The sequence below is a fragment of the Chryseobacterium electrogenes genome, assembly GCF_053553015.1.
Genome location: NZ_JBNPPB010000002.1, coordinates 3,097,508 through 3,119,772, shown reverse-complemented (window position 1 = coordinate 3,119,772; position 22,265 = coordinate 3,097,508). Strand labels below are relative to the sequence as shown.

The 22,265-nt window shown below is 33.7% G+C and carries 28 protein-coding genes; 3 read left to right on the top strand and 25 right to left on the bottom strand.

What is annotated here, in order from left to right:
• Positions 1 to 115: 115 nt before the first annotated feature.
• The 14 genes from ACQQ6V_RS14405 to ACQQ6V_RS14340 form a co-directional block, all read right to left on the bottom strand.
• Positions 116 to 946, bottom strand: a complete 831-nt coding sequence (locus ACQQ6V_RS14405) for a hypothetical protein (RefSeq protein WP_068941743.1) — start codon at positions 944 to 946, stop codon at positions 116 to 118.
• A 4-nt stretch (positions 947 to 950) separates the two neighbouring features.
• Positions 951 to 1,616, bottom strand: coding sequence for a hypothetical protein (locus tag ACQQ6V_RS14400; protein ID WP_068941741.1), 666 nt, complete (start codon positions 1,614 to 1,616; stop codon positions 951 to 953).
• A 1-nt stretch (position 1,617) separates the two neighbouring features.
• Complete coding sequence (locus ACQQ6V_RS14395) at positions 1,618 to 2,298, bottom strand: hypothetical protein (protein ID WP_068941738.1); 681 nt, start codon at positions 2,296 to 2,298, stop codon at positions 1,618 to 1,620.
• A 10-nt stretch (positions 2,299 to 2,308) separates the two neighbouring features.
• Positions 2,309 to 2,962, bottom strand: coding sequence for a hypothetical protein (locus ACQQ6V_RS14390; RefSeq protein ID WP_068941736.1), 654 nt, complete (start codon positions 2,960 to 2,962; stop codon positions 2,309 to 2,311).
• The gene (locus ACQQ6V_RS14385) at positions 2,949 to 6,020 is read right to left on the bottom strand and encodes a TraG family conjugative transposon ATPase (RefSeq protein WP_185124654.1); all 3,072 of its coding nucleotides are present in this window, start codon (positions 6,018 to 6,020) and stop codon (positions 2,949 to 2,951) included. Before ACQQ6V_RS14385 ends, ACQQ6V_RS14390 begins: the two co-directional genes overlap by 14 nt.
• The gene (locus ACQQ6V_RS14380) at positions 5,992 to 6,306 is read right to left on the bottom strand and encodes a DUF4133 domain-containing protein (RefSeq protein ID WP_068941734.1); all 315 of its coding nucleotides are present in this window, start codon (positions 6,304 to 6,306) and stop codon (positions 5,992 to 5,994) included. Before ACQQ6V_RS14380 ends, ACQQ6V_RS14385 begins: the two co-directional genes overlap by 29 nt.
• 1 nt (position 6,307) lies before the next feature.
• Complete coding sequence (locus ACQQ6V_RS14375) at positions 6,308 to 6,628, bottom strand: DUF4134 domain-containing protein (RefSeq protein WP_082811093.1); 321 nt, start codon at positions 6,626 to 6,628, stop codon at positions 6,308 to 6,310.
• A gap of 119 nt (positions 6,629 to 6,747) precedes the next feature.
• On the bottom strand, positions 6,748 to 7,290 hold the full coding sequence (locus ACQQ6V_RS14370) for a hypothetical protein (protein WP_068941730.1): 543 nt from the start codon (positions 7,288 to 7,290) through the stop codon (positions 6,748 to 6,750).
• Between the two features lie 20 nt (positions 7,291 to 7,310).
• Complete coding sequence (locus ACQQ6V_RS14365) at positions 7,311 to 7,961, bottom strand: ParA family protein (protein WP_068941728.1); 651 nt, start codon at positions 7,959 to 7,961, stop codon at positions 7,311 to 7,313.
• 41 nt (positions 7,962 to 8,002) lie between these two features.
• Positions 8,003 to 9,466, bottom strand: a complete 1,464-nt coding sequence (locus ACQQ6V_RS14360) for a relaxase/mobilization nuclease domain-containing protein (protein ID WP_068941726.1) — start codon at positions 9,464 to 9,466, stop codon at positions 8,003 to 8,005.
• Positions 9,456 to 9,824, bottom strand: coding sequence for a hypothetical protein (locus tag ACQQ6V_RS14355; protein WP_068941724.1), 369 nt, complete (start codon positions 9,822 to 9,824; stop codon positions 9,456 to 9,458). The genes ACQQ6V_RS14360 and ACQQ6V_RS14355 overlap by 11 nt, the downstream gene beginning before the upstream one ends.
• Before the next feature lie 32 nt (positions 9,825 to 9,856).
• Positions 9,857 to 10,180: a bacteriophage spanin2 family protein gene (locus tag ACQQ6V_RS14350; protein WP_141395636.1), complete on the bottom strand. Its 324-nt coding sequence runs from the start codon at positions 10,178 to 10,180 to the stop codon at positions 9,857 to 9,859.
• Between the two features lie 37 nt (positions 10,181 to 10,217).
• Positions 10,218 to 11,309: a phage tail-like protein gene (locus ACQQ6V_RS14345; RefSeq protein WP_068941720.1), complete on the bottom strand. Its 1,092-nt coding sequence runs from the start codon at positions 11,307 to 11,309 to the stop codon at positions 10,218 to 10,220.
• An 84-nt stretch (positions 11,310 to 11,393) separates the two neighbouring features.
• Positions 11,394 to 12,185, bottom strand: a complete 792-nt coding sequence (locus ACQQ6V_RS14340) for a hypothetical protein (RefSeq protein ID WP_068941718.1) — start codon at positions 12,183 to 12,185, stop codon at positions 11,394 to 11,396.
• Positions 12,186 to 12,973: 788 nt separating this feature from the next.
• Here ACQQ6V_RS14340 and ACQQ6V_RS14335 point away from each other — a divergent pair.
• Together ACQQ6V_RS14335 and ACQQ6V_RS14330 are read left to right on the top strand one after the other, a co-directional pair.
• Positions 12,974 to 13,243: a hypothetical protein gene (locus ACQQ6V_RS14335; RefSeq protein WP_448846146.1), complete on the top strand. Its 270-nt coding sequence runs from the start codon at positions 12,974 to 12,976 to the stop codon at positions 13,241 to 13,243.
• 330 nt (positions 13,244 to 13,573) lie between these two features.
• Positions 13,574 to 14,665, top strand: coding sequence for a hypothetical protein (locus ACQQ6V_RS14330; RefSeq protein ID WP_123870307.1), 1,092 nt, complete (start codon positions 13,574 to 13,576; stop codon positions 14,663 to 14,665).
• Between the two features lie 233 nt (positions 14,666 to 14,898).
• Here ACQQ6V_RS14330 and ACQQ6V_RS14325 read toward each other — a convergent pair whose 3' ends face one another.
• Positions 14,899 to 15,321, bottom strand: coding sequence for a hypothetical protein (locus ACQQ6V_RS14325; protein ID WP_228459746.1), 423 nt, complete (start codon positions 15,319 to 15,321; stop codon positions 14,899 to 14,901).
• A gap of 59 nt (positions 15,322 to 15,380) precedes the next feature.
• A complete protein-coding gene (locus tag ACQQ6V_RS14320) occupies positions 15,381 to 15,740 on the bottom strand; it encodes a DUF6876 family protein (protein ID WP_123870305.1) in 360 nt (119 codons plus the stop codon).
• Between the two features lie 413 nt (positions 15,741 to 16,153).
• Between ACQQ6V_RS14320 and ACQQ6V_RS14315 the strand changes: the two genes are divergently transcribed.
• On the top strand, positions 16,154 to 16,693 hold the full coding sequence (locus tag ACQQ6V_RS14315) for a transposase (protein ID WP_123870304.1): 540 nt from the start codon (positions 16,154 to 16,156) through the stop codon (positions 16,691 to 16,693).
• 205 nt (positions 16,694 to 16,898) lie between these two features.
• Here ACQQ6V_RS14315 and ACQQ6V_RS14310 read toward each other — a convergent pair whose 3' ends face one another.
• The 9 genes from ACQQ6V_RS14310 to ACQQ6V_RS14270 all read right to left on the bottom strand — a co-directional run bounded on the left by ACQQ6V_RS14310 (position 16,899) and on the right by ACQQ6V_RS14270 (position 22,093).
• Complete coding sequence (locus ACQQ6V_RS14310) at positions 16,899 to 17,702, bottom strand: PRTRC system ThiF family protein (protein WP_123870303.1); 804 nt, start codon at positions 17,700 to 17,702, stop codon at positions 16,899 to 16,901.
• Positions 17,699 to 18,421, bottom strand: coding sequence for a PRTRC system protein B (locus ACQQ6V_RS14305; RefSeq protein ID WP_123870302.1), 723 nt, complete (start codon positions 18,419 to 18,421; stop codon positions 17,699 to 17,701). The genes ACQQ6V_RS14310 and ACQQ6V_RS14305 overlap by 4 nt, the downstream gene beginning before the upstream one ends.
• A gap of 9 nt (positions 18,422 to 18,430) precedes the next feature.
• On the bottom strand, positions 18,431 to 19,594 hold the full coding sequence (locus ACQQ6V_RS14300; protein WP_448846145.1) for a hypothetical protein: 1,164 nt from the start codon (positions 19,592 to 19,594) through the stop codon (positions 18,431 to 18,433).
• Positions 19,595 to 19,671: 77 nt separating this feature from the next.
• Positions 19,672 to 19,890, bottom strand: coding sequence for a PRTRC system protein C (locus ACQQ6V_RS14295; RefSeq protein WP_076506291.1), 219 nt, complete (start codon positions 19,888 to 19,890; stop codon positions 19,672 to 19,674).
• Between the two features lie 17 nt (positions 19,891 to 19,907).
• Positions 19,908 to 20,459, bottom strand: coding sequence for a PRTRC system protein E (locus tag ACQQ6V_RS14290; RefSeq protein WP_123870300.1), 552 nt, complete (start codon positions 20,457 to 20,459; stop codon positions 19,908 to 19,910).
• Between the two features lie 33 nt (positions 20,460 to 20,492).
• Positions 20,493 to 20,924: a hypothetical protein gene (locus ACQQ6V_RS14285; protein WP_123870299.1), complete on the bottom strand. Its 432-nt coding sequence runs from the start codon at positions 20,922 to 20,924 to the stop codon at positions 20,493 to 20,495.
• Between the two features lie 56 nt (positions 20,925 to 20,980).
• Positions 20,981 to 21,460 carry a DUF1281 family ferredoxin-like fold protein gene (locus tag ACQQ6V_RS14280; protein WP_448846144.1) on the bottom strand — a complete coding sequence of 160 codons (480 nt, stop codon included), beginning with the start codon at positions 21,458 to 21,460 and terminating at the stop codon, positions 20,981 to 20,983.
• Positions 21,461 to 21,472: 12 nt separating this feature from the next.
• Positions 21,473 to 21,682, bottom strand: a complete 210-nt coding sequence (locus ACQQ6V_RS14275) for an addiction module toxin RelE (RefSeq protein WP_123870297.1) — start codon at positions 21,680 to 21,682, stop codon at positions 21,473 to 21,475.
• A 12-nt stretch (positions 21,683 to 21,694) separates the two neighbouring features.
• Positions 21,695 to 22,093, bottom strand: coding sequence for a single-stranded DNA-binding protein (locus tag ACQQ6V_RS14270; RefSeq protein WP_123870296.1), 399 nt, complete (start codon positions 22,091 to 22,093; stop codon positions 21,695 to 21,697).
• Positions 22,094 to 22,265 lie beyond the last annotated feature (172 nt).

The window sequence follows — 22,265 nt, the reverse complement described above, 5'->3', positions numbered from 1 at the left end:
ATCACCTTTTAAAAACTGTAAAAGATTACTGTAATCACTATCCGTCTGGGCAAAACCCAACACCGGTACTATCATAGCCAAAAGACAAAAAAAGTATGTATATGTTTTATTCATATTAAAATTTGTGTTTGTATTGCTGCATTACATTTTGAACAATCTGTTTGTCTGAAGCAGGTGTCCATTGCGTTGGTAAAGCTGTGGGTAAATGGCTATTCAGTATATTTTTGTAATCCAGCAACAAAGTCGTTTTGTTATTATGCTTTCTTAATTCCTGAACAAATTTTCTCCATTTGATAAGGGTTTCGTGATACATTACAAAGCGCTTCCCCCTTGGCATATCCATTGAGCGGGACATTGAATATTTATCTTTAATTAAATCCAGTTCTTCCTGAAGCCTTTTTAATGTACCAGTTGTATTGAGCGTTTCATAAGTCTGCTGATCTTTCAGTCGCCATTCGATAAAATTCTGTGGTGTATCCGGAAATTCAGTGATTGGTTTCAACATTCGCTTGTAGTAAAGAAGCCAGAGAGGGTCGGCATCGACAGTCGCCGAAGTCCAATGGGCAAGATCTTGCACGCTTCTCTTATAAATGGTATCCGAAGCGGCTTTGATTTTCTTAGCTTCATCCTCCTGAAATTTCAACTGGACGAATCGTAGATTCTGTTCTCCGGTTGGTTTTAGTGGTCTTATATCGTCACCGTCTTTATAATCTCGGTTAATTTTAGGAGCCCACATTCCCCAAACCGTTGCGTAAGCAAAATTGGTTTGAATACCAAGAAAATATTTAGGATATGGTCGCCAGTCGCCCCAGCTTTCAAAGGTCATCCTCTTATGCTGTGCAACAATAGATGGGTCGTTCAATCTCTTTACACTGACTTGCCCAAAAACATTTGCAACAGCAAATAGTAAGAGGGAGAGTTTTGCTATTTTTGATAGATTTTCCATAGGTCTAATTGAATAGGTGTTTGTATTTTTGAATGATATCACCGACAATAGCTTTGTCAATATTGAGATAGTTTCTGAGTACAGGGACTTGGAACAGGTACGGGATTTTTTTGGCGTTCTCCAATCGTAAAATGATATAAAGAATGTTTCCATTGATATTTCTTACCCTGGTAAATACTTTCTCAATCAGCATTTCTCTGTCCATTGCATCCATCAGGAAATCTTTGTCTTCGTTCAAGACATCCTGGGTCACTTCCTGTTGGAGCTTAGTGACTTGTGTTCCGATTTCAGAATAGTATTTTGAGACCAGAATTGCATATTCAGGATGTTGAGCAGACAGATCCAGCATCTTGTTGGAATTCGTCACAATCTTTCCTAAATACTGATACAGATAGATTAATTTTTTGCTTTGTGTAAGCGCTGAATTAACATTTTTAAGCTGTTGATAGATGTATTCCTGAATCGCAATAACTTGGGTGGTTTTATTGTTGATATCATCGTACAGCTCCTTTTGTTTTTCATAAGAATCCAAGAATGCCTGCTCACTTGCCAACCGAACACCGTGATTGAGCGTGATCTGGGATAGAAGTTTATCATTGATGACAATCTGTTGGCTCTTTACAAAAATGCTGGAGAGCGCAATGATTCCAAAGGTTAATATTTTCTTCATCTTAAAAGGATTTGAAATTGTTCATTATACTTTCTACAACCTGTTTATCTCTATTGACATAATACTGGAATGCTCTTTTGTTTCGTAAAACCTTTGCCTTGATATCTTTTATTTTTAAAAGCATATGCGTAGAATTTCTGCTGATTGCTTTGACTTCTCCCAATGCATAATCCAGTAAAATTTTACGTTCCGATTTTTCCATCTGGTTGATAGCTCCGTATGACAGGATGATCCCTGCCACTAAACGAGTGACCATTTGGAGGTCATCCACAAACTGTACTTGCGAAGGCAAAACGGTTATGATAGAATATGGCGCGGTGCTGATCTCATTGATAATAGCGGTCTGATTATCCGTTATCTTCGTTATCTCTCTGCTCATAGAGATTCCTGTTGGTATTGACTGAACAGCAAATGAGACAATACGAAGCCTGTCCTGAACTTTAACAATTTTTTCCTTGAAATCTTTCCATTGTGATTGATTAATAGTTTCCACCGTAGCATTTACAGTTTGCTTCTGTCTCATTTCTTTTTGTCGGTCGTGCTCTTTCATTGCTGCATTGATCTCCAGGTCCATCATTGGAAAAGAAACATTTTCCTGTTGCCACGCAGGTGTAGAACCACCACTTGAAGAAGTGATTAAGATGTAAATAGGAATAGTCAGGATTAGAAAAATCTTTTTCATCTCTTGATTTTTAAAAATTCCTTTTATACTTGTTCATTATATTCTCCACAATCCCTTTATCGGTATTGATGTATCCTGCAAAAGGATTGATGGAATTCCAAAACCCCAATCGGTTGGCTTTTTCCAGTCTTAGCTTTATTGCCAAAAGCCATAGTTTCAGATTTTTCACATTGCCGGAAATATTATGCAGGATTTTATAGCGGTCTCCTGCAGTAGCCAGATTCAATTCTCCTGATGCCAGAATATCAGTGATGTCTGTTACTATTTTCAAACTTTGCTCGTAGGTTTTTTGTGAAGCCTTAGTTCCAAATATGGCATATTGAGGATGCTGCGAAGCCAATTGAATAACCTGAGCAGAATAATCATAACATTTGTTGAGCTCAGTGTAGATCTGCTGTACCTGAATGCCGTTTTGAAGTGTTCCGGAAACCTCTTTCAGGCCCTTTAATATTTTATTCTGAATATCATTGGCGGCTACCATCTGGGTTCCGACCCAGGTTTGAGCATCCTTTAATTTGGATGTTTCTTCAATAACTTCATTTTGTTTGGCTTTTAGATTTTCTGAATACAGAATCATTGCAGCTGTTACCGTAGGATCGATATAGGTATTCTGAGCAAATAAAAAACTGCCGAATCCTAGAAAAAATAGACTAAGTTTCTTCATACTGATAATTTTTAGTGATTAATTCTGAAAAACTGATTTGATGGTCTTCGAGCTCCTGTGAAATAACTTTGAAAATATTTTTCCCTTTGTTTTCATTTTTCATCCTGCGGTAATAGGAAACAATCTTTTGGTCTAAGGGATTTTGATACAGATTGACCAGCGAAACAAGATTTTCAAGGCTGTCTCCAAAAACTTTTAAATCAGAGACAATCTTCATAAGGGCTTCATCATAGCTTCCGTACTTCTGTACATAATACTCTACTGCCGATTTTTCGGGTTTCTCTGTCGTGTAGGTTAAGTACTGCTCTATTGAAACTTCGTTACCATAGACTTCTCCCTTAGAACCTCGCTTCAGATAAAATTCTTTGAATCTGCTTCTTCCGAATTTGTTATTGAGGTTGTTGATTGTAAAAATCTTGTTCTGCTCGACTTTATTCAATGAAAGTAATGCGGCTATCCTATCGAAATTGTCCTTGAATTTGGTCTGATCAAGAAGAATGAAAGTGTCCGAATTGTTGATAATGGAATCTTTTACAACTGCATTTCCAATGATGTCATCCAATTCCTGTGTTACCACCACTGCTTCTCCCCAGAATTTCCTTACCGTTTTATAGAGGTATAGAATGTAACCTCCCATCAACTTACTTGCGATTGCTTTCCACGCTTCTTCAATAATCAGAGCTTTTCTTCGGTCTTTTCTGAGCCTCATTTTCTGAATAAAGGTGTCCATTATGATGAGTGTTACAATGGGAAAAAGTTTTGGATTATCTTTTACATTATCAATCTCAAACACGATAAACGATTCGTCAAACAAAGTATTATCAGCAGATTCATTGAGTGTTGTTCCATATCTTCCACCTTTATAAAAATCTCTCAGAACAAATAGAAAAGTTCTTAGGTTAAATTCTCTTTCTGTGATACTGTGTTTCTTATTATTCAGATAAAGAGGAAGAAATTTGTCACAGTAATCATAGAAACCATTAAAGGAAAGTTCTTTTGCATCCAACTTCTCTTCAAGTTCTTTGATTTTTCTGATGATGGCTTTCCTAAATGATTCATCCCAGTTTTCTTCCGTTTTATCCTTTTTGATGATTTCATTGGATTTAATAAGAATCAATTGAGTTTCATTGTAAATTCTTCTTCTATCTTCATCACCCAGCGTTTCATAAGCCTCGTAAACGGTATAGAATTTTTCATTGTCATAATCTGGATTATTGATGTTCTTGTCAGGATGATAGAACTTCAATAGTTTCCTTCCGGCTTCCTTGATCTCTTCAGAACTTGCATCAAAGGAAATTCCTAAAACATCGTAGTATGTCCGCTGTTCGTTAACTTCACTCTCATATTGAGCATAAATATCTTCTTCGTGAATGTTGTATTTATTCAAATAAAGAAGTAATTCTTCTGAACTTTTATTCTCATACCATTCAGTTCCCGAATTGAAATACTGATGATAATAGGACATCAGCACATTGTCCAATATTGATTTCTGCGCAGATGACATTGAAGCATCAGGACCTTGCCAGATCAGGAAGATCAGATTCGTCAAAAATTCTATTTTTTCAATATTGAATTCTTTCTTATCCATCAGAAAAGGATTCATTGTGATTGGCTTTTCTTCAGTGTATTGAATATATCTTCCCCCTTTGTATTTGCAGGTTCCTGAATAAGAATCTCCTGTATCTACGATGACAACATCATAGTTATAGGTGAGATATTGCTCAATGATATTGTTCATTAAGAAACTCTTGCCTGAACCACTTGGTCCGAGAACGAACTTGTTTCGATTGTTAATTCTGCCAATTTTCATAGGCAGGTCAGCAGGGTCAACTTTTAATGGAACTCCCTGCCTGTCCGTAAACCTCAGATAGAAATTAGATTCTTCATTCACGGGGTAACTCTCTTTAAAAAAAAAACACAAGGCCGCTTCGCTTGTCGTCATAAATAGATCGTATTCCCTAAGCTCCGTGGCATTGCCAGGAATAGCAGACCGGAAGAGCTCCAGCTGATTGTAAGCATTCTTGGAAACAATTATTCCTTTCGTGAAAAGCTTATTTTCAATCATCGATTGGATATTCTCCATTTTTTCTAATGTGCCTGCTGAAAACAAAATTGAAAAATGAGCATTCACAACCAGTTGCCCATCTGTAGCGATATTATGGAGAAGAGTTTGGATTTCTTCTGCAATGATGGCATTGGACGGAGAATTATTGGCTGCACCCTCGTGCTTTTTCTTTTTCTTATCGAGCTCTCTTTGCTGTTGTGCCTGTAGTGGGATGGTAATAACCTGATTGTAGACAATTGTTTCGTAATCTTCCAGTTCATTGATAAATGTAAAATTATCCACAGCTGTTTCCGATGCTGCACCATTCCCTCCAAGTATAGAATAGGGGTCTATTTCGGAAGGCAGATCAATATTTTCGACATCGACGTAGGAAATATTCTTGACGAAACGATTTCCGATCTGCAGGTACTCATTGGTACTTTTGATATTATCAAAACTTGGTATGTCAGAAAACTGCATTGACAATACACCGGAAATGCAATGTTCAAAATCCTTTTCAAATAGAAATTGTGGTTCGCAATCACTTTGTCTTAAAAGCATAAATACCTTTTGGCATTTATCTCGAAGCTCTTTATAACTTTTCTCAGAGAAATTATAATGTTTTGTTTTCTTCTTTAGCTTATCATCTACAATATCTGTGAAGAAAAGTAACGTTTCTATAGTTTTGAAAAGCCTGCCATCAAAATGCTCTGAATATTTTTGCTGGAGAAATTGATTGGATTCTTCAGCTTCGTATTTCTTTTTTGAGAAAATATCAAGCTTTTGAACAATTCTACCTTCACCAATAATAGACACTACTTGATTCAAAACCGTATGAAAATTCAGATATTGATCTGGATCTGCAGAATATTGTTCAACGGCATTTTTTATTCTAATTCCGATAATAGGATTTCCGTATTGTCCAAATAAAACATCAAAGTCCCACCCGAAATCTTTTCCGTAATCAAATCCGATAAAAGGAATATCAAATGTTAGTTTCTTTATTTTGGACATAACCTAAAAGTGTTTTATTGTTTATTTTTTTTGGGAAAATCAAAACTTGGTTGAAGTTTTTGGTCTTAGCGTACAAACCATATTTATCCTGTCTTTTGAAAATGAAATAGACACCTCCTCCTGTAACTGCGAGTCCCAAAAGAGAACCCAGCAATCCGAATTTGGATAATATGAGTGCTGCGATGACACCAACTCCAATTACGCCAACTGCATAAAAGATGTATTTGCCTTTGAGTCCGAAAAATACAAGGGGTTTTTTAAGCCCCTTGTAGAGATAGAATCCCATATTAAGCAAAGAATGCTGTTACGAATTCCGGAACTACCAATAAGAATATCATAGCACCTCCGTAGCCCAAGATTTCCTTGTTGACATCCTGGTCACCATTTGTCCATTTGTTATACACTCTTAGACCGCCGATGAAACCGACCAATCCTCCTACTGCTTTTAGAATAAGCTTGATTGGATCCCAATAATCCTTGATGTCATTGGCAGCATTGGAGATCGCTGTTGCACCACCCTGTCCAAATGCCGGGGTAATAGCCAAGAGAATTACACAAGCAGTTAATAACTTTTTAACCAGCTGATGTCGTTTAGATTTGTAGTTCATAATAATTGAAGATTTATGTTAAGAATTGTGTTTATTTTGCTCAGAAATTGGCATAAGCGGTGTGCTATCCGTCATTTATTGGCGGATCATTTTAGATTTGAAATGTGTGGATTAATCTCTTAGATCATTGACTGATAGACCTTATAGCCGTCAAGATCAGAAAGAACCTGAACGTTGGTTTCGGCGAGGTTTAGAAAGTTCTTAAACTGTCTATGAAAGGATTTGAGCTTAGGTGATTCTGCTTCTTTTTTTTCCTGATTCTGATTCTCAATTTTTGCAGAATCAAGACTTGCAGTTTCATTGTGATTATTTTCTTTTGTTCTCTCTGATATTTCTGGAATATTGTTATAGTCATCAATATCCTGTTCAGATTCGAACTTCTTTCGAAAGTGATCAAGGTCACGGGTTTCATCCTGTATCTCTTGATTTGCCTGAGAAAGCTCTTTTTGATTAAAAGAATTAGGAGTATTGATATTTTCCACATCATCGATTCCAACTTGTTGTATTTCGTTTTTGTCTTTTTCTGAAAATTCCGTCAGGGAATACTCTTCAGTTTCTTCCGGTCTTCCAGAATTATCTTTTTTCAGAAAAAGATCGTAGACCATATTGCCTGCGTAATAAAGCAGATAAACGGCTATGATAGTGGTAATTATTTTGATCATCTTTAGTAAAGTATTTGTGGTTACAAAGTAATTTCAAGGCAATTATTAATATGATCTATTAATTCTACGAATGGGTTTTTTACAGCATATTTTTGTTCATAGGTCAATTTCCTTGTATCAAGGATTTGGAGACAATTTCTTTTGAATACAGGACTTTTCAGTAAGATTCCATACCTGCTGATTTCGGTATCCATTCCATCCTGATTAAGGTATTTGTAGCCTTTATCATATTTCGAGCGGATAAATATTCTTTCGGCCTGGCTTTCCAATAGTCCCAAAAAATTAATGAAGACCAACGTTGATTTCGCAGAGACATTGGAATATTCAAAAGGAATGACAATGAAATCACTATAGATAAGAAGGTCGCTGTATTTCACGTCCAATGTTCCTGCAAGGTCGAATATGTTTATTTCTTCACTTTCTTTCAATTCGATCAAAGTTTCAAAATCCGAGAAAGGCTGTTCGTTTTCTTCATCGATGATTTCAACATCATATAGTTTTGGAATATCCAGCAATTCGTCTTCTTTCCATTTATGATAAAATGACTTCTGAAAATCGAAATCGAATACATTGACCTTTCTCTTGGAATTAACAGAAATATAATTGGCAAAAGCAATGGCAAGCGTTGTTTTACCGGTTCCTCCTTTCTGTGTGGCAAAAGTGATTATCATAATTTTCTATATCTTTTAAATAATTGGAAGCTACATTTTACTTATCTATTTCTTTTTTTTCTTCGTTTTTTAAGTTCATTTTCAGCAGGATCCCTTGCAGTCCCAGTACTTTTCATTAATTCAAAAAGCATTTCATTGACAGCTTTTTTAAATTCACCCCCTTCCTTATTTTCGCTTTGGTGCGCCGTTTTTAATTGAGGGTTTAGGAATTCCTGATATTTCTTTTCCCCAATCATTGGTTCCAATTCTCCGATGTAATGAAGTCTAGAATGAACGATGTAATATTTTCCATCCTCTGATTTGATGATATTAACATCTTCTTTATTTTGGCTTTTCAGGTATTCTTTTACATCGTTTCTGATTGCTGTTAATATTTCCTTATTTTTCAGCTTTTTATTCTCAAAAAGCATAAAGTCTTTTATTTCATTTTTTGAATTTCTATCTTTTAAAAATCTTTGTAGTACTACTTTAGTGTCATCATTTGGAATATTGTAATCCTTAAGACTTTCAAACAGTTTCTTATCCATTTTCTCCGAAGTGAATTCGAACAACTCATTCATTTTCATTATTTCACTTCCTTTATAAACTGAGCCTGTCTTGTGGTCAATGACCGTATAACCAAAAGGTTGCAAATCATCTTTATGATGGAATATTAAGTCTATCCCAAAAACATCTTTCAGCTTTTTCTGAAGTTCACTTTCGAATTCAATTATTGGTGTCCAATCATCTTTTTGCTGCTCTTCCGGAAGCATTGCTTCCTGCCTTCTAAAATCCTCGACTTTGAAAACCTTATTGGAGCAAATATCTTTATACTTTGAAAAAATGGCTTTCAGCTGTTTTGTCCTTTTCTCATTTTTTCTACTATCAAAAACAATTTGGTCTCCTGATAATGTTCGCTGGATTACTCCGTTTTTTAAAATGGTCAAAGATTTTGCATCATTTGTGTTTTCACCCAGTTTATAGCCATTTCTGTTAAGTAAAGTTTCAAACTGATGGAGGGAACTCATTTTGTATTTCAACAGTTTGTTCAATACTTCCTCCGGTTTAATTCCGTAAAGTTTCTCTAGAGTATTAGCTAAAGCTTTTTGAGCTTTTAACTTTTCATAACTGTCATTAATCTTCTTTCCAGTCTGTTTATCTACTCGAGTCGTAACAATATGAATGTGATTGTTCTCTGTGTCATTATGGAAAGCCACAATAAATGGTTGTTTTCCATATCCCAATTCATCCATAAAGTCATCAGCAATTTTTGTAAGTTCTTCTTTGGAATGTTCCCTGAACTTGGTCGAAATTGTTGCGTGAAATTGAGGCCTAATTACTCTTTTATTTCCAGCCGAAATAACTTTTAAATAATCTCTGACTTGCTGTTTATCACTATTTTCATTAATGAATGATGGAAAGTTTTTCATCATCATCAACTCCCCTTTTCCTTTGTCTATTTTTTTATCATTGTAATTAACTCCTGGAAAGTCGGATCCAGCTGGATTCATTATTTTAACAATCATTTTGAAGCAAAGAATAAATGTTTTCAAATATTTTGTTCTGCTCCTTTTTTAGAATTATTATTTCTGAAAGCTTTTCAGAAAAAACTTTTAACTCTTCTGAACCGATGAATTTTTGCGTATTTACAATCTTAGCAACCTGATTGATATTGGTCTCAATCTTTACAAAAACATTATCTTGTTTTTCAATGAATTCGAGAACCTGTCTTCTTTCATCATCCAAAATCCTGTTTTCGACAGAATTGATGATTAAACTTGTAAGCGAAATATTTCTTGTATCGCATATTTTTTTCCATTCTTGCTTTTTCTGATTACTGATTCTAAAAATGATAGTCTTATTCTCGGTTTCAATCGGACTCATTTGAAATAGTAAATAGTTTCATTCAAGTATATCTAAATTGGAATAAAAATTAGAGTAGCAATTGCTAAAGCGCCTACAAAAACAGAATTCAATATTTTCCATTTCTTCATTTGCCTAATGCTTGCTTTCTCAAGGATAATCTGTTCTTTCTTAGCCGAAATTCCATAGATACAATCTTTATCAAATCCCGTGATTTTCAGATTAAGTACTTTTGCATTAAAATCTTGAACTTCATAGCTTCTGCCAACTTCTATTGAACTTTCAATTAATGGTCTCCCAGGATTAGCTACTATGGTTTTGCAGGAGGTCAATGAAATGCATAATAACAGAATTAAAAATATTTGGTAATTTTTCATTGGTTTATTTTCTAAGTTCAATTGAATTCGCTGTGCATTAAAGTGCTTCCCAATTTGCCACACCATTTACACTCTTTAGAACATAGCTTCCTACAGGTGGAGGTTGAGGAATAAATTCTGTTGCAAAACCAAATGATCCATCAGATTTAGCCACTACTCTTTTCGTATATGAAGAATCGTTATCTGCATTAGGCATTTGTGATGGCGTGACACTTAATTTTCCATTGATGTTTAGCCACCTTTCAGAAAAATCCCCCGAAATCAACGCGAATTTGTAATCCGTATAATTATTCGTAATACTATCCCAAAAGTTGGTTGAACTTGTTGTGACGGGGGTTGAATGTATAGCCAATTTGTTACTAACACTTCTGTTACCAGTGGCAGGACTTCCTGCTCCTGTACCAATGAAGATATTATTGGAACCTGTTCGGTTTCCTGTACCTGACAAATATCCTATCGATATATTATCATTCCCGGAAGTGATATATGACATTGCTCCTGCCCCGATTCCAATATTTCTGCTTCCTGAAATTGTTCCGTTTACAATGCCATTCAGTGCCGAAACACCTGCTCCATAATTCAATTTTCCTGTAATTTCTCCCTGAGACATTGCGTAAAAACTAGCAGAATTTCCTTTTCCTGAAGTTATCTTAGAATCTGTCGCAACGATAGAATTATACTCGCCTGTAATTTGACCTCGGGAATTTCCAAGTGTATAATTTTCCTTACTATCAAAATCAAGATGGAGATTACTTTTGACAACAAGTTCTACTGTTGAAGAATTTCCTCTTAGAACAACATCATTTAGAGAGTCTTCTTGAGTAAAAGGTATCCACGCACTACCATCAAAATAATATAAACCTGATTTTGTAATATGAATCACTTGACCAACTAAATTTGTCGCAGGTAATGTCACAAAGACTATAGTTCCCTTTTTTGCAGTTGAATAAGTTTTTGCTGCCAGTTGTTCTCCCGTAATACGTGGTGGAATAATTCCATCATAATGATTAGTATCATTGGGTTTGCCTACAACTTCTAATGTTGCTTCTGGTGTTTGGGTATTGATTCCGACTTGAGCGTGAACCGCTATACCAAAAAAGGACAAAAAAAGATAAATAAGTGTTTTCATTTTATTATTGTTTTTATATAAATTCATTTGGTTATAGAATCGCTTTCTTTCATCACTTGTATCAGAATTTCAATTTTGAAGATTCTACTTTAGATATGGCTTCCTCCAGTTAGAATAACTTTGCACTTCTCCATATGTATAAAATGAGGGTGACATTGAACTTAAAGTACTTTGCGGAATTTGAAAACCATAATTTTCAAGCAAGGCTGGAAAATATTGGGTTGAATTTTCTCGATGTAGTAAGGCGATTTGATATGGGACAAAACCTAAATCATTGCATATATCTCCAATATTGATGAAAGTATTTCCTGTGATTGGTTCGCTATCTGATCTGTATAACTGAAAACGGATGTTGACAATACCATTATTTTTTTTAAAAGATATATTTCCATTTAATCCTCCAAAATTTTTTGTCCCTACAGAGTAAGATTTTGATGAAGTCAAATATGCGTTTGTATTACCCCACTGATTTCTCGGAGTTGACCAAGTTGATGTTGCAGTAAGTCCTGCAGTACTGGTTGGGTCGAATGTCAGTAAAATGAAATATTCGATTGGATCTTTATCTTGTAAAAGTAGCTGCCAAAAACTTCCATCAAAACAGTATAATCCTGTTTCAACAACATACTTAACCTGACCGACTAAATTGGTTGCAGGAGATGTCACAAAAACGATAGTACCCTTTTTACCTGAAGTATATACCTTAGTAGATAACTGGTCGCCTGTAATACGAGGAGGAATTATGCCATCATAATGATTAGAATCACTTGGTTTTCCTACAACATCCAAAGTAGCTTCTGGTAATTTGGTATTAATTCCGACTTGTCCCCGAATAGTTATGACTATGAATAGCAGAAAAAAATAAAAAGGTATTCTCATTTCGTTTTTTTGGTTAACATTTCTTCTGCAAAGTTGGGACATCAAAACATTGAAAACAATAGTGTTAATGGGAGCTGGGCTAAATAAGATGATTCTGGATGATTCTGGAATCTCTGGAGATTAAAAAAGAATAATCTGGATTAATCTGGAATCTTAAACCTAATTTCACAGAAAACAAAAAAACAAGTTCCGCAGTTTTTTACCCTTTTTGAAGAAAAAGGCAAGAGAGTCTTTGGATGTACAACTTGTAAAAGTCTGTATATACAAAGACACATCTTGCTGTATAAGGAATTTACTTTTTTCAGAGCTCCAAAAAACAAACTATTAGTCTAATTATCAACTTCTTGTACTAAAATTGCTTTTGAAATAAAAAAGATTAGAAAGAAACTATTTTGAGAATGTACAATTTCTGTACATTATTAATGAATTGTGGGTAATAATTTGTACACTTTTAAGAATTGAGTGTATAAAATTTAAACACCCCTTTTATTTGAGTGTGCAAATTTTATACAGGTAGCAAAATAAATAGAAGAACATTATAAGTACGCAAGAAATTAAATTACCTTTCGTAAACTTACTTGAAAGAAGAATAAAAAACGAAAATAGTCGGGAATTTTTCTTATCGAACAATAAAAATAAGCATCCTATAATTACTGTAACGCCTAATTATTGATTGTAAAAAGTTTAAAAATAAATTATTTTTAGATTTCACCGGTAATTCAAATTTAAAAAATTCGCAAATTTTTGCGTATATTTGGGTAGTAACCATACTCAAATTTATAATCATTATGAACTTAATAATTGTCGATAACAGCACTAAACAATTCGACTATTTTATGCACGCCTCTTTGGATATTCAAAACCACATTATTGCAAACATCTTAAAAATTAACAAAAAGAATAATACTTGTCTAACTGTAATTACAGAGACAGAAACAAATTATTATGAAGATCTAGGATATATTATTAATCAAGGACTTTATGATAATTTAGTCTTTGAGTACAACTCGAATTTGGTAGAGGGAGAAAAGGAATTGATTAGATGGATAAACAAATAAAAATATATGCATAAAACTACAGAAAACACATCCACAGTAATTGATTTAGTTAATAAGACTAGAATAATAAATACAGACTTAGGTTTGTATGTTGAACACTTTTTAAACGATGACTTTAATTACTCGGTTAGATTAAACAATAATTATGGAATAAAAATATCACGTACTTTGGTACAAGACGTTAGTGTAATGCCCAGCATTTTGTCTGAATCTGATGTAATCAAAATTTCTGAAAGCGCGTGGAAGCTCTGTTAATAACTTATTTAATGATAAGCAAACACAGAATATTTGACTTTTAGATTTTCATTTTAAAACTAATAACATCTTCTAATGAAAGCAGGCAATATTAAAGGAGCTTTACTAGAGTACATTGTTCGACAGCTATTGAAAAATTGTGGATTCACCAATGTGCAAGCCCAAGAATTTTTTTCTTTTGAAAGAGGAGGGCTATTTTTTATAAATGGCAAAGGAGCTGCACACGATGCCGATATCATAATGAATCCTCCAATTCAGATGCCCTTTGCCTATCCAACTCAATTACTCTTTGAGTGCAAAGCTTACGGATCAGTTACAAGTCTAACAATTGTAAGGAATGCTGCTGGCTTAAGAAATGATTTGAATGATTTTGAAATTGTAACAAGAGAAAGTATCTTAGAAAGGCAAAATAATAGAAGAGCTTCTTACGCAATAGATACCAGAACCCGTTTTTTGTATCAGGTAGGCGTTGCGTCAGTGAATGACTTTAGTAAACCTGCTGTAGAATTCGCATCAAATAACAAAATACCTTTGTTATCTCTAAGCTGGTTTTTAGGTCCACGTACAATAGATAATTTTAATGGAATTACTCAAAGGCTTATTGACAGTTTCAATCAAGATGATATTCAAAACTTGTATAACTTTTTAAAAGATAGAGATGGTGATTTATCGAATTTTAATTACCGACGAGCATATAACTTTTTGAGTGATGATAACATCATTGGGGATATTGTTACTTTTTCTAACACAGTTTTGAGATATTCTTATGTAGGATTATTGGAAACTGGTGATATGGTTTTTTTATTCTCACGAACGAGAACCGAAGACAACATTTTAAATAGGCAGAATAATTACGGAATCTTTTACACTTTAAAAGCAGAAATACATTGGACAGAAGATAATCCTAACATCTGGACACTAACTGTTTACAACCCACAAAATCGGACTCAATCGACAGATTTTGAATTTTATGTACCAAAACGAATCTTTAGCCACTGGAAATCCTTTAATCTAAACAAGTCAGTAGCACTTGGCATAAAACAGGATTTTTTCTCCAAGATTTTTGTATTTAATCAAAGAAACAATCCTGAAGCTCCTTTCACCATCATTAACATTGATAAAGAATGGTTGGAGCGTTCAAGACTACGGTTGGCTGAAGAAGAATAAAATAATTCCGCTTTAAAATTTAATGATGGTTTCATATAAACATCCACTAAAATTATTTATCTATAAACTCTTTTCAAAATCATTGGTAAGTTTTGACCTGAGATATTTTTAAAATGGTTGCTCTATATTTCGCAAAAATGTATTTTCGACCAAAGAGAAGAAATGCATTTTTGCGAATCTTTTATAAAAAAAGCCAATTGGAAAATACTTCCAATTGGCTTTATAATCACTAACTAAATTTTAGTCTGCAATAATCTTTGAAGATTTTTAGATTTTCTGAAATTAATCAACTTTTTAAATTCCGGAGTTTTTGAAAATTCCTGAAGAGACCTAATAGTATCTATGTCTTTTTCGGAAATACTTGAGATTTTAATGCAGACAGTTCCTATATCTCCAAAACAATTTCCTGCTCCGAAAATAAGAGAATAGTAAGTTTCTTTGGAAATAGGGCGTTTAAAATGTGGTAAATTAGAAAATCCCTCCTTTTCTTCATTCATATATCGTAAATCTTCATCAAACATCTCTTGCGAAAAGAATAGACCATACTCTATTCCATTGTAAGTTTCATATTTTAGGTTGTATTTTTCTTTAAGAAGTTCATTAATCTCTTTAGCATTTTCTGGTTTTTTCAGATATATTATTGAATATGTTCCCATTGTAATAATTTTTAAGTTAAAAAAATACGATTGCCTGTACATCGTGAGGTTCTTTGTGATTAATGTTCACTTGGTAGGAGTAAAACATTATCTTCTTTCCAGATTGTAAACTCATTAAAGAAGAAATCAGAAAACTCAATATCTTGTGTAGCCAGAACATTATCATTTCCGTCAGTCGCAGAAAGGTTGAATCTATTCTCTTCAATTCTTTCGATTTTCCAGACTTGGAATTCTTCTTTTTGAAATTTTTCTGAAAATTGGTAGGATGCGATGCAGTCAAGAAACCAGAAACAAGATTCTTCCCGAGCTATAGTTATGACACCATCTGTTAATAACAGTTTTCCTATATAGGAGTAATAAGATTCTGTTCCCATAAAATTGTCATAAAAATCATTGGCTGAAATGTTTGGATTTTTCATAATTGAAATTTTAAAAATGTTTGTATTTTGTTTTATTTTTTGGAAAAGTCACAGATTGCTGTGCTTTAATTTTTTCTGACTATTGAGTTGTTTTTCATTGCTTTTTGACGATAGAAATCCAGTTTCAGTCAAAACCGAAATGGAAGAATGAAATGAAGGCTTCGAAATCTTTTTGTCCGAAGGATTTAGGAGTGTCTGAACAAATTATTGAAGCGAAGTGGAAAGATTTTTTTAGAAACCCAAAAAGATTTTTTTGAGCAGAAACAGGATTTATATTTTTGCAAACTGAAAACAACCTATGTAGTCAGAAAAAAAGCATAAGAATTAGAACCTTTTTTCAATTGTAAAACAGGAAATAGAAATCAATAATCGTATATTTGAATATCAAACAAACACATTATTAAAGAGGGTTTATGAAAAAACTAATTACTTTATCAGTACTTTCAATTGCAATATCAGGATTTGGCCAAACAAACTGTGAAGCTATAAAAAAAGAAAACGAAGCTTTGCAATCAACCAATAAAGTTTTGACTTCTGAAAACGATTATCTAAAAAAAGTGCTTGACATCAATAAGCCAATTCTCGAAACAGAAACAGAAAATTCTTCTTATAGAATCACAAAAGTTACAGGTAATAGAGCTGGGAAAAACATTGAAATAAGTTTCATTATTGAGTCCAAGGATGAGAATAAAAAAATGACAATCGAAGATATTAGTATTGTAGATATTGAAGGTAATGAACACAAAATTGACTTGTATAAATCCAGCAAAACCTTTCCTGAATTGGCCAAAAATGTTCCTTTGAAACTAAATTTTTCATTTAAAGATATACAAGGTGAACCCTTATTTATCAAAATATTTAAATTCAAAACTACCTCACAGCCAGAGAGAAATACGTTTGAGAAAACTAAAACAAACTTAGAATTTAAAGATTTAAAAGTTGTTTGGAACTAAGATGACTGAACAAGATTTTTTGAATCTACTTGATTTTAATAATTCAAAAAAATAAAATACTCCGCAACTTTTTTTCAAAAACATCCAAAGTTCACGCACGGAGATGTTTTTGAAATGGGGTTGCTTCTTATTTTGCAAAAATGCGTTTCCGACCCCAAGGGAGGAATTGCATTTTTGCCGCCCGACTTTCATCGGACAGCAAAATCTACAATTTAATCGCTTGAGAATGGAAGTTCTTTAGATTAAGAAAAAAACCTCTGTTCTCAGTTAATCCATCACAGAACAAATTCCACAAAAGCGAACATCCCATTTGAGCCAAAGTTGAATTGATAAATAAATCTTGCTTTGCCAATGCTTCCGCGAGACTGCAACTTGGTGTATCATCTTCTGTTTCGGATTGTTTTAGCAGGTCTCCAAATTCCTCAGTAATAAATGGAAGATGACCTCTTGTTTCATATTTCTCGGATTTGGGTTGTCCTAAATTTCCTACAGTAGATAACAAGACCTGACCTGTATGTTTACCATTCCCAAAGTCAATCCAATACTTCGGTTGATTGCTAAAACTTTTGTAATCATCTTTCTCTTTTAAAATTTCTGCAACACCAAACCTTGCCTGTACATTATCTACGCAGGTCATCGTAATCGTTGCTTTAGCATCTACTGAAAATCTGCCGAAACTATCTTTTTCAAACTTTTGGGTTTCGGCTTTCCAATTGGTTCCTGCCCATCGATTGATACGGTTGATTAATGCAACGGATTTATACAATCCTCTTTCACATTCCGCAAACCGTTGTCTTCCTATATTGGCACTTGTGATAATATCATCGTCCCAAAGACGAACTTGTAATCCTGCGTGTCCTAATTCAATAAGACTGTGATTCATTTCCATTAAAGCGGTCAAGACTTTTGAACCTGTTCCCCCACCACCGATAAGATTAACTGAAATCGGATTCGTTGGACTAAGCAAAGAATTGTCCACAAAATGAACGGTTGGTTTTGTTGTAATCATCGCAATAAATTTTTAAGGGTTTTGTTGTTCTTTTTTAATATTTCATTGGGAAACGCTTCATTTGATTTGAGCAATTTCTTCCAAAGGTTTACTAAGTTCCCATCAATAGGATTATGACCTCCTACCAAATGGCTGAAATAAGAATTGAAAAAATAGCTCTCCCATTGTTCTATAAATTCCTCTACCGAAGTTGAATTTTGAATTTTTATATCGACATTTCCCATACAAACATCACCATCGTTATAAACATTGAAGAATGGAGCGTAATGTAATGTTGTGTTTTCTGTTGGTCTTTTATCGTTTGATAATGCAAAAACAGAAAGGTTTTCTTTATCCGCAATCCAAAGCATAGCAGGAACTTTTGCTTTTCCGCTGGGTATTTCCAGATTTTTCACAAAATACATTTGTCGTTCTTGTGCTTTGGTGTACCAAATCACTGAACCTTTTTGGCTTGGGTTAATATGCAAAATGTTATTGGCTAAGATTCCTTTAGACTTTAAAAAGGCTTTCTCGATTTCTTTATCAATGACTAAAGATTTTGCTAACGTTTTTGCTTCGTTTACAGTTAACGGATGTGCATTGATTGGATTTCCATTTCTGTCCATATCAAAGTGTTCAACATACATTTCATTTTTATATAAGGACTCGTAAAAAACCAATGCAGATTTTGGTTCGTACAGCATTCCTAAATATTTATTGGTATCAATTACATTATTCATTCTAATTTTTTAATAGGTTAACACTTGATGTAATTCTTCCATTAAAGTGAATAATCGATTTTCAAAATCAAAATCCGCTTTTGGAATTTCTGTTCCATTAATAGGTAGGTAAATAGTTGGCTCTTCAATGCTTCCGTATTCATTGAACTCCGCATTAATGCTATCTTCAATATTATTGTACAAACAGCCTTTGGTATTAGCTACAAATGAAATGTACATATCCATTGATATAGCTTTATTGGAATAATCGTCATCGTATGGGTTTTCTTCAGATGATGGTTTATTTCTGAAAATTGTTGTATTTGGATATTCTGAATAAAGAGCAAAAGCTTCGAAAGCAACTTTGTGGCAAATGATGTCAAATTCATTTTGGATTTTAAAACAATTCAAACGCTGTTCAAAAAAATCCAAATTTTTTAGATTGAATAATTTTTTTTCAATTTTGTCACCTATATTCTTGGACATTTTAAATTCTCGCCAATAATTCTGTGAATCCTCTCTTGCTTCCTCCTCTTCCTGTTCCATCCACTCTTCGTGCATTTCGTATATCCAATAGAGATAACTATCCTGTTGTCTGTAATACGGAACGTTGGCAATATGATAGAGATAGCTAAAAACAGAAAGTAGAAGTTGGGCATTCTTTTTATAATTTTTGTCGTGAAGCATTTTAAAAAGTGGCACAACTGGAATAAAATATAGTGATGTATTAGTGCAGAACTGTTCTTCTTTTGCAAAATGAAACTTTTCGTTAGTTCGTATGAGTTTGAATTGATTCCAATCTGCATTAGCCTGTTTCATTTTCGTTTCAATATCCCATATTGCCAAAGCCAAATTATATGGAAAACCAAAGTCTTTGGTTTGCATTGGCTCTACTCCATACTGTTTGGAAAATTTAGAAAGGGACTTATAAAAGTCCCTTTCTGTGTTAAGTATTTTCTTGCTATCTTGAAAATGTGATACTTCTTCTTGTTTAGGAAGAAACTTACATCTTAGAAAACCATTGGAAGCATTGTTATTGGTACAGATTTCTGTCTGTCTTTCCGAATTTCGTTCAAGGTCTTTGGTTTTTGAAGCCAATGAGCGAACCTGCCCAATTGTTGATGTAACTTTTCTTGTTGTCTTTCTTCGGGCAACTTTATTTTTCCCGATATAATTTTTCTTTGTTGCATTCATTTTTATTTTGTTGTTGGTTGCTGAAAAAGGAGGACTGGCTTTAAATTAATTTGCTCTTAACAAGTAGCAATATTTATCTATCCCTTAGTCCCCATTACACTTTCAAATTTGTACTGTATAGTATCATCTTTAATCTGCGGTGCTGAAACTTTTGCAGTGGTTAATATTGGGTAAGTATTGGCGTAAAAATTCATCACAGCTTCTACACTCCATTTAGGTTCGGGGTCTGTAAGTTTTATTTCGTGTCCATTGTCTTTCAAAACAAAAACTCTTTCTAATAGTGTTGCAAGTAACATTTTTAAAATTTTTTAGGTTAGATAGTTTCAATTGGCACATTTTCGTCGCTAGCTTCGGTAAAAAGATTTGGGGCGAGATGTTTTGAGTATTCGTCTTGTTTACTGCGTATGATTTCTGCGAAGTCGGGATACTCAGAAGCTTTTGGAAGTGCTGTCCAAGCATCTTTATATTTCCCCTCCTTTTCAAGTTCTTCGGCTTTTTGCAATGCTTCTTTATACTTTTTCTCTTTAGCATCTTTTTCCTTTTTATCCTTGTCACTCTTTTCTTTTTCCATTGCCGATTTCTTTTTGACTTCTTCAAGTTGCTTCATAAAAGCCTCCATATCCACCATCAATCCCGAAGCGGTTTGCAATGGTGTCGTTATTTGTTCAAAAAAACCGTTATCAAGTTCCTCCGCCGTTCCACGAAGATTAAGAGGTGGAATTAATTTCCTTGCTTCGTCTCCACACCGCTCATTGTTGAGCAGTATGGAAAGAACAAAGCAATTTTCAGTCGTCGGACGAAGTGTGATTTGCAAATCTCCCGTTAAGTCCATTTTTGCGATATGTCTGAAAAAATTGGTCTGCATAATTGTTATGATTTGTGATTTTGATTCTTTAATTTATTTTATGAGTTCCACCAATGAAAATTGTTCTGTGAAAAATTCTTCACTTGTGTGTTTTCCGAATGCGTTGTAGATGGCATTTCCACTTCTAAAGACTTGCATTTGATGGTTGTGCAAATCGTGTTCGGGCTGTAAAAGTTGTTTCAAATCATCTTTTTCCAATACGACGAAAAATTGATTTTTCTCCGAAAGCCATTCTTCAATTTGAGGGTAGTTTTCTTTAGAGAATTTGAAAAACTCAACATTGACATCTTCATAGTTGAGCCATTTCAAATCGGAATCATTTTCAACAATTTTCACAACTTTCAATCTATTCTTTTGGATTTTTTTCCATTCTTCGGAGATATGTATAATTGCAAAATCACAGTCGTCCCATTCGCTCTTTGCTTTTATTAATAAATATTCGGTTGGTTTGATTGATTTTTTCATTTTTTTATTTGTTATAAAAAACTACCACTATCGAAAGTGGTAGTTTGTATTAATTATTAAGATTGTCCGAAAGCTATTTTCCTTTCTAAAAGGATTTTCATTATTTCATCTTTGTACTCATAGATATTGCCCTCAAACTGATAGTTATTTTCTTCCTCATTGTAGCTACAATCTTGAAAGTCACTTTGGTTTAAACAATAATCTTTCAAAATCTCATTTTCATAAAAGGTCTTGCCTAAAAGCATACATCCCGATTCCTCATAGCTTAACACGAATTCGACATCAAAATGATTTGCAATCGTCCACAACACCTCAATGTTTGGACTCCATCTTGTATCATAATGAAAAGAGCATTCTTCTGTTTCGTCTTTATAGATTTCAGAAAAATATCCGTACTCGCTTTGAATGAAATCGGGTAATTGACCTATTTTTCCTTTACTTTCATTATCTATCATTGTGCGAAACAAATCCGATACTTGATTCAAACTTGCTTGATTTCCTTTAAATGTTACCTTATTGTTGCATCTGTTAGCCATATTTTTCTAATTTTAGTTGTTTTCATAGATATAAGTTCCACTTGTTCTAAAAGGTTCTTTACCTTGTGTCAATCGAATTTCCGACTTGAAAATTTTGGAAATATTTCTTGCGTATCGTATTGCTGTGATTCTGTCGCAATTGGTTACATAATAGACTTCGATGTCCTCCCATTCTCTTTCATCTTTTTTCTGCTTTATCTGAAAATTAAATTGTGCTTCCATAATTTTGAGTAATTAAAATGGTAAATCGTCGTCTGTATCTTCTGCAAATGTTTTTTTGTCTTGTGCTTTTTCTGTCACAAAGTTTTGTACACCTTCTCGTTTTCCTCCTCCGTGAAACTTTATGTTTGAAGTATGGAAGTTTAATCCAGACCTTATCTCTCCATCCTTACCTATCCACGCATTTGAACTCGTTCTGCCTGATAGTTCTACCAAAGTCCCTTTAGTTAAAGATTTTGCGACATTAGGACTTTGCCAATATGCGCAATTATAATAAGTGGTCTGCTCCACCTTTTCTCCTTGTTTATTTTTGTAGCTGTCATTAATAGCTACTGAAAAATTAACTACTTGTTTGTCATTTTTTAAAATGCTGATTTCTGCGTTTTTGGTAACTCTACCGATAATTGTACTCATAATGTTTCGATTTATTTTGTTAAAATTTTGTTGATAATTCTTGATTGTTTTAATTTTAAATTCTGAGTGATTTGATTTGGTATCGAGGACACTCGGCTCTCTTTTTTATATTTAAGTTTTGAAAAACAGTATATTCTGTTGTTTTTCCATTTGTTTTTTCGTTGATGTCAAA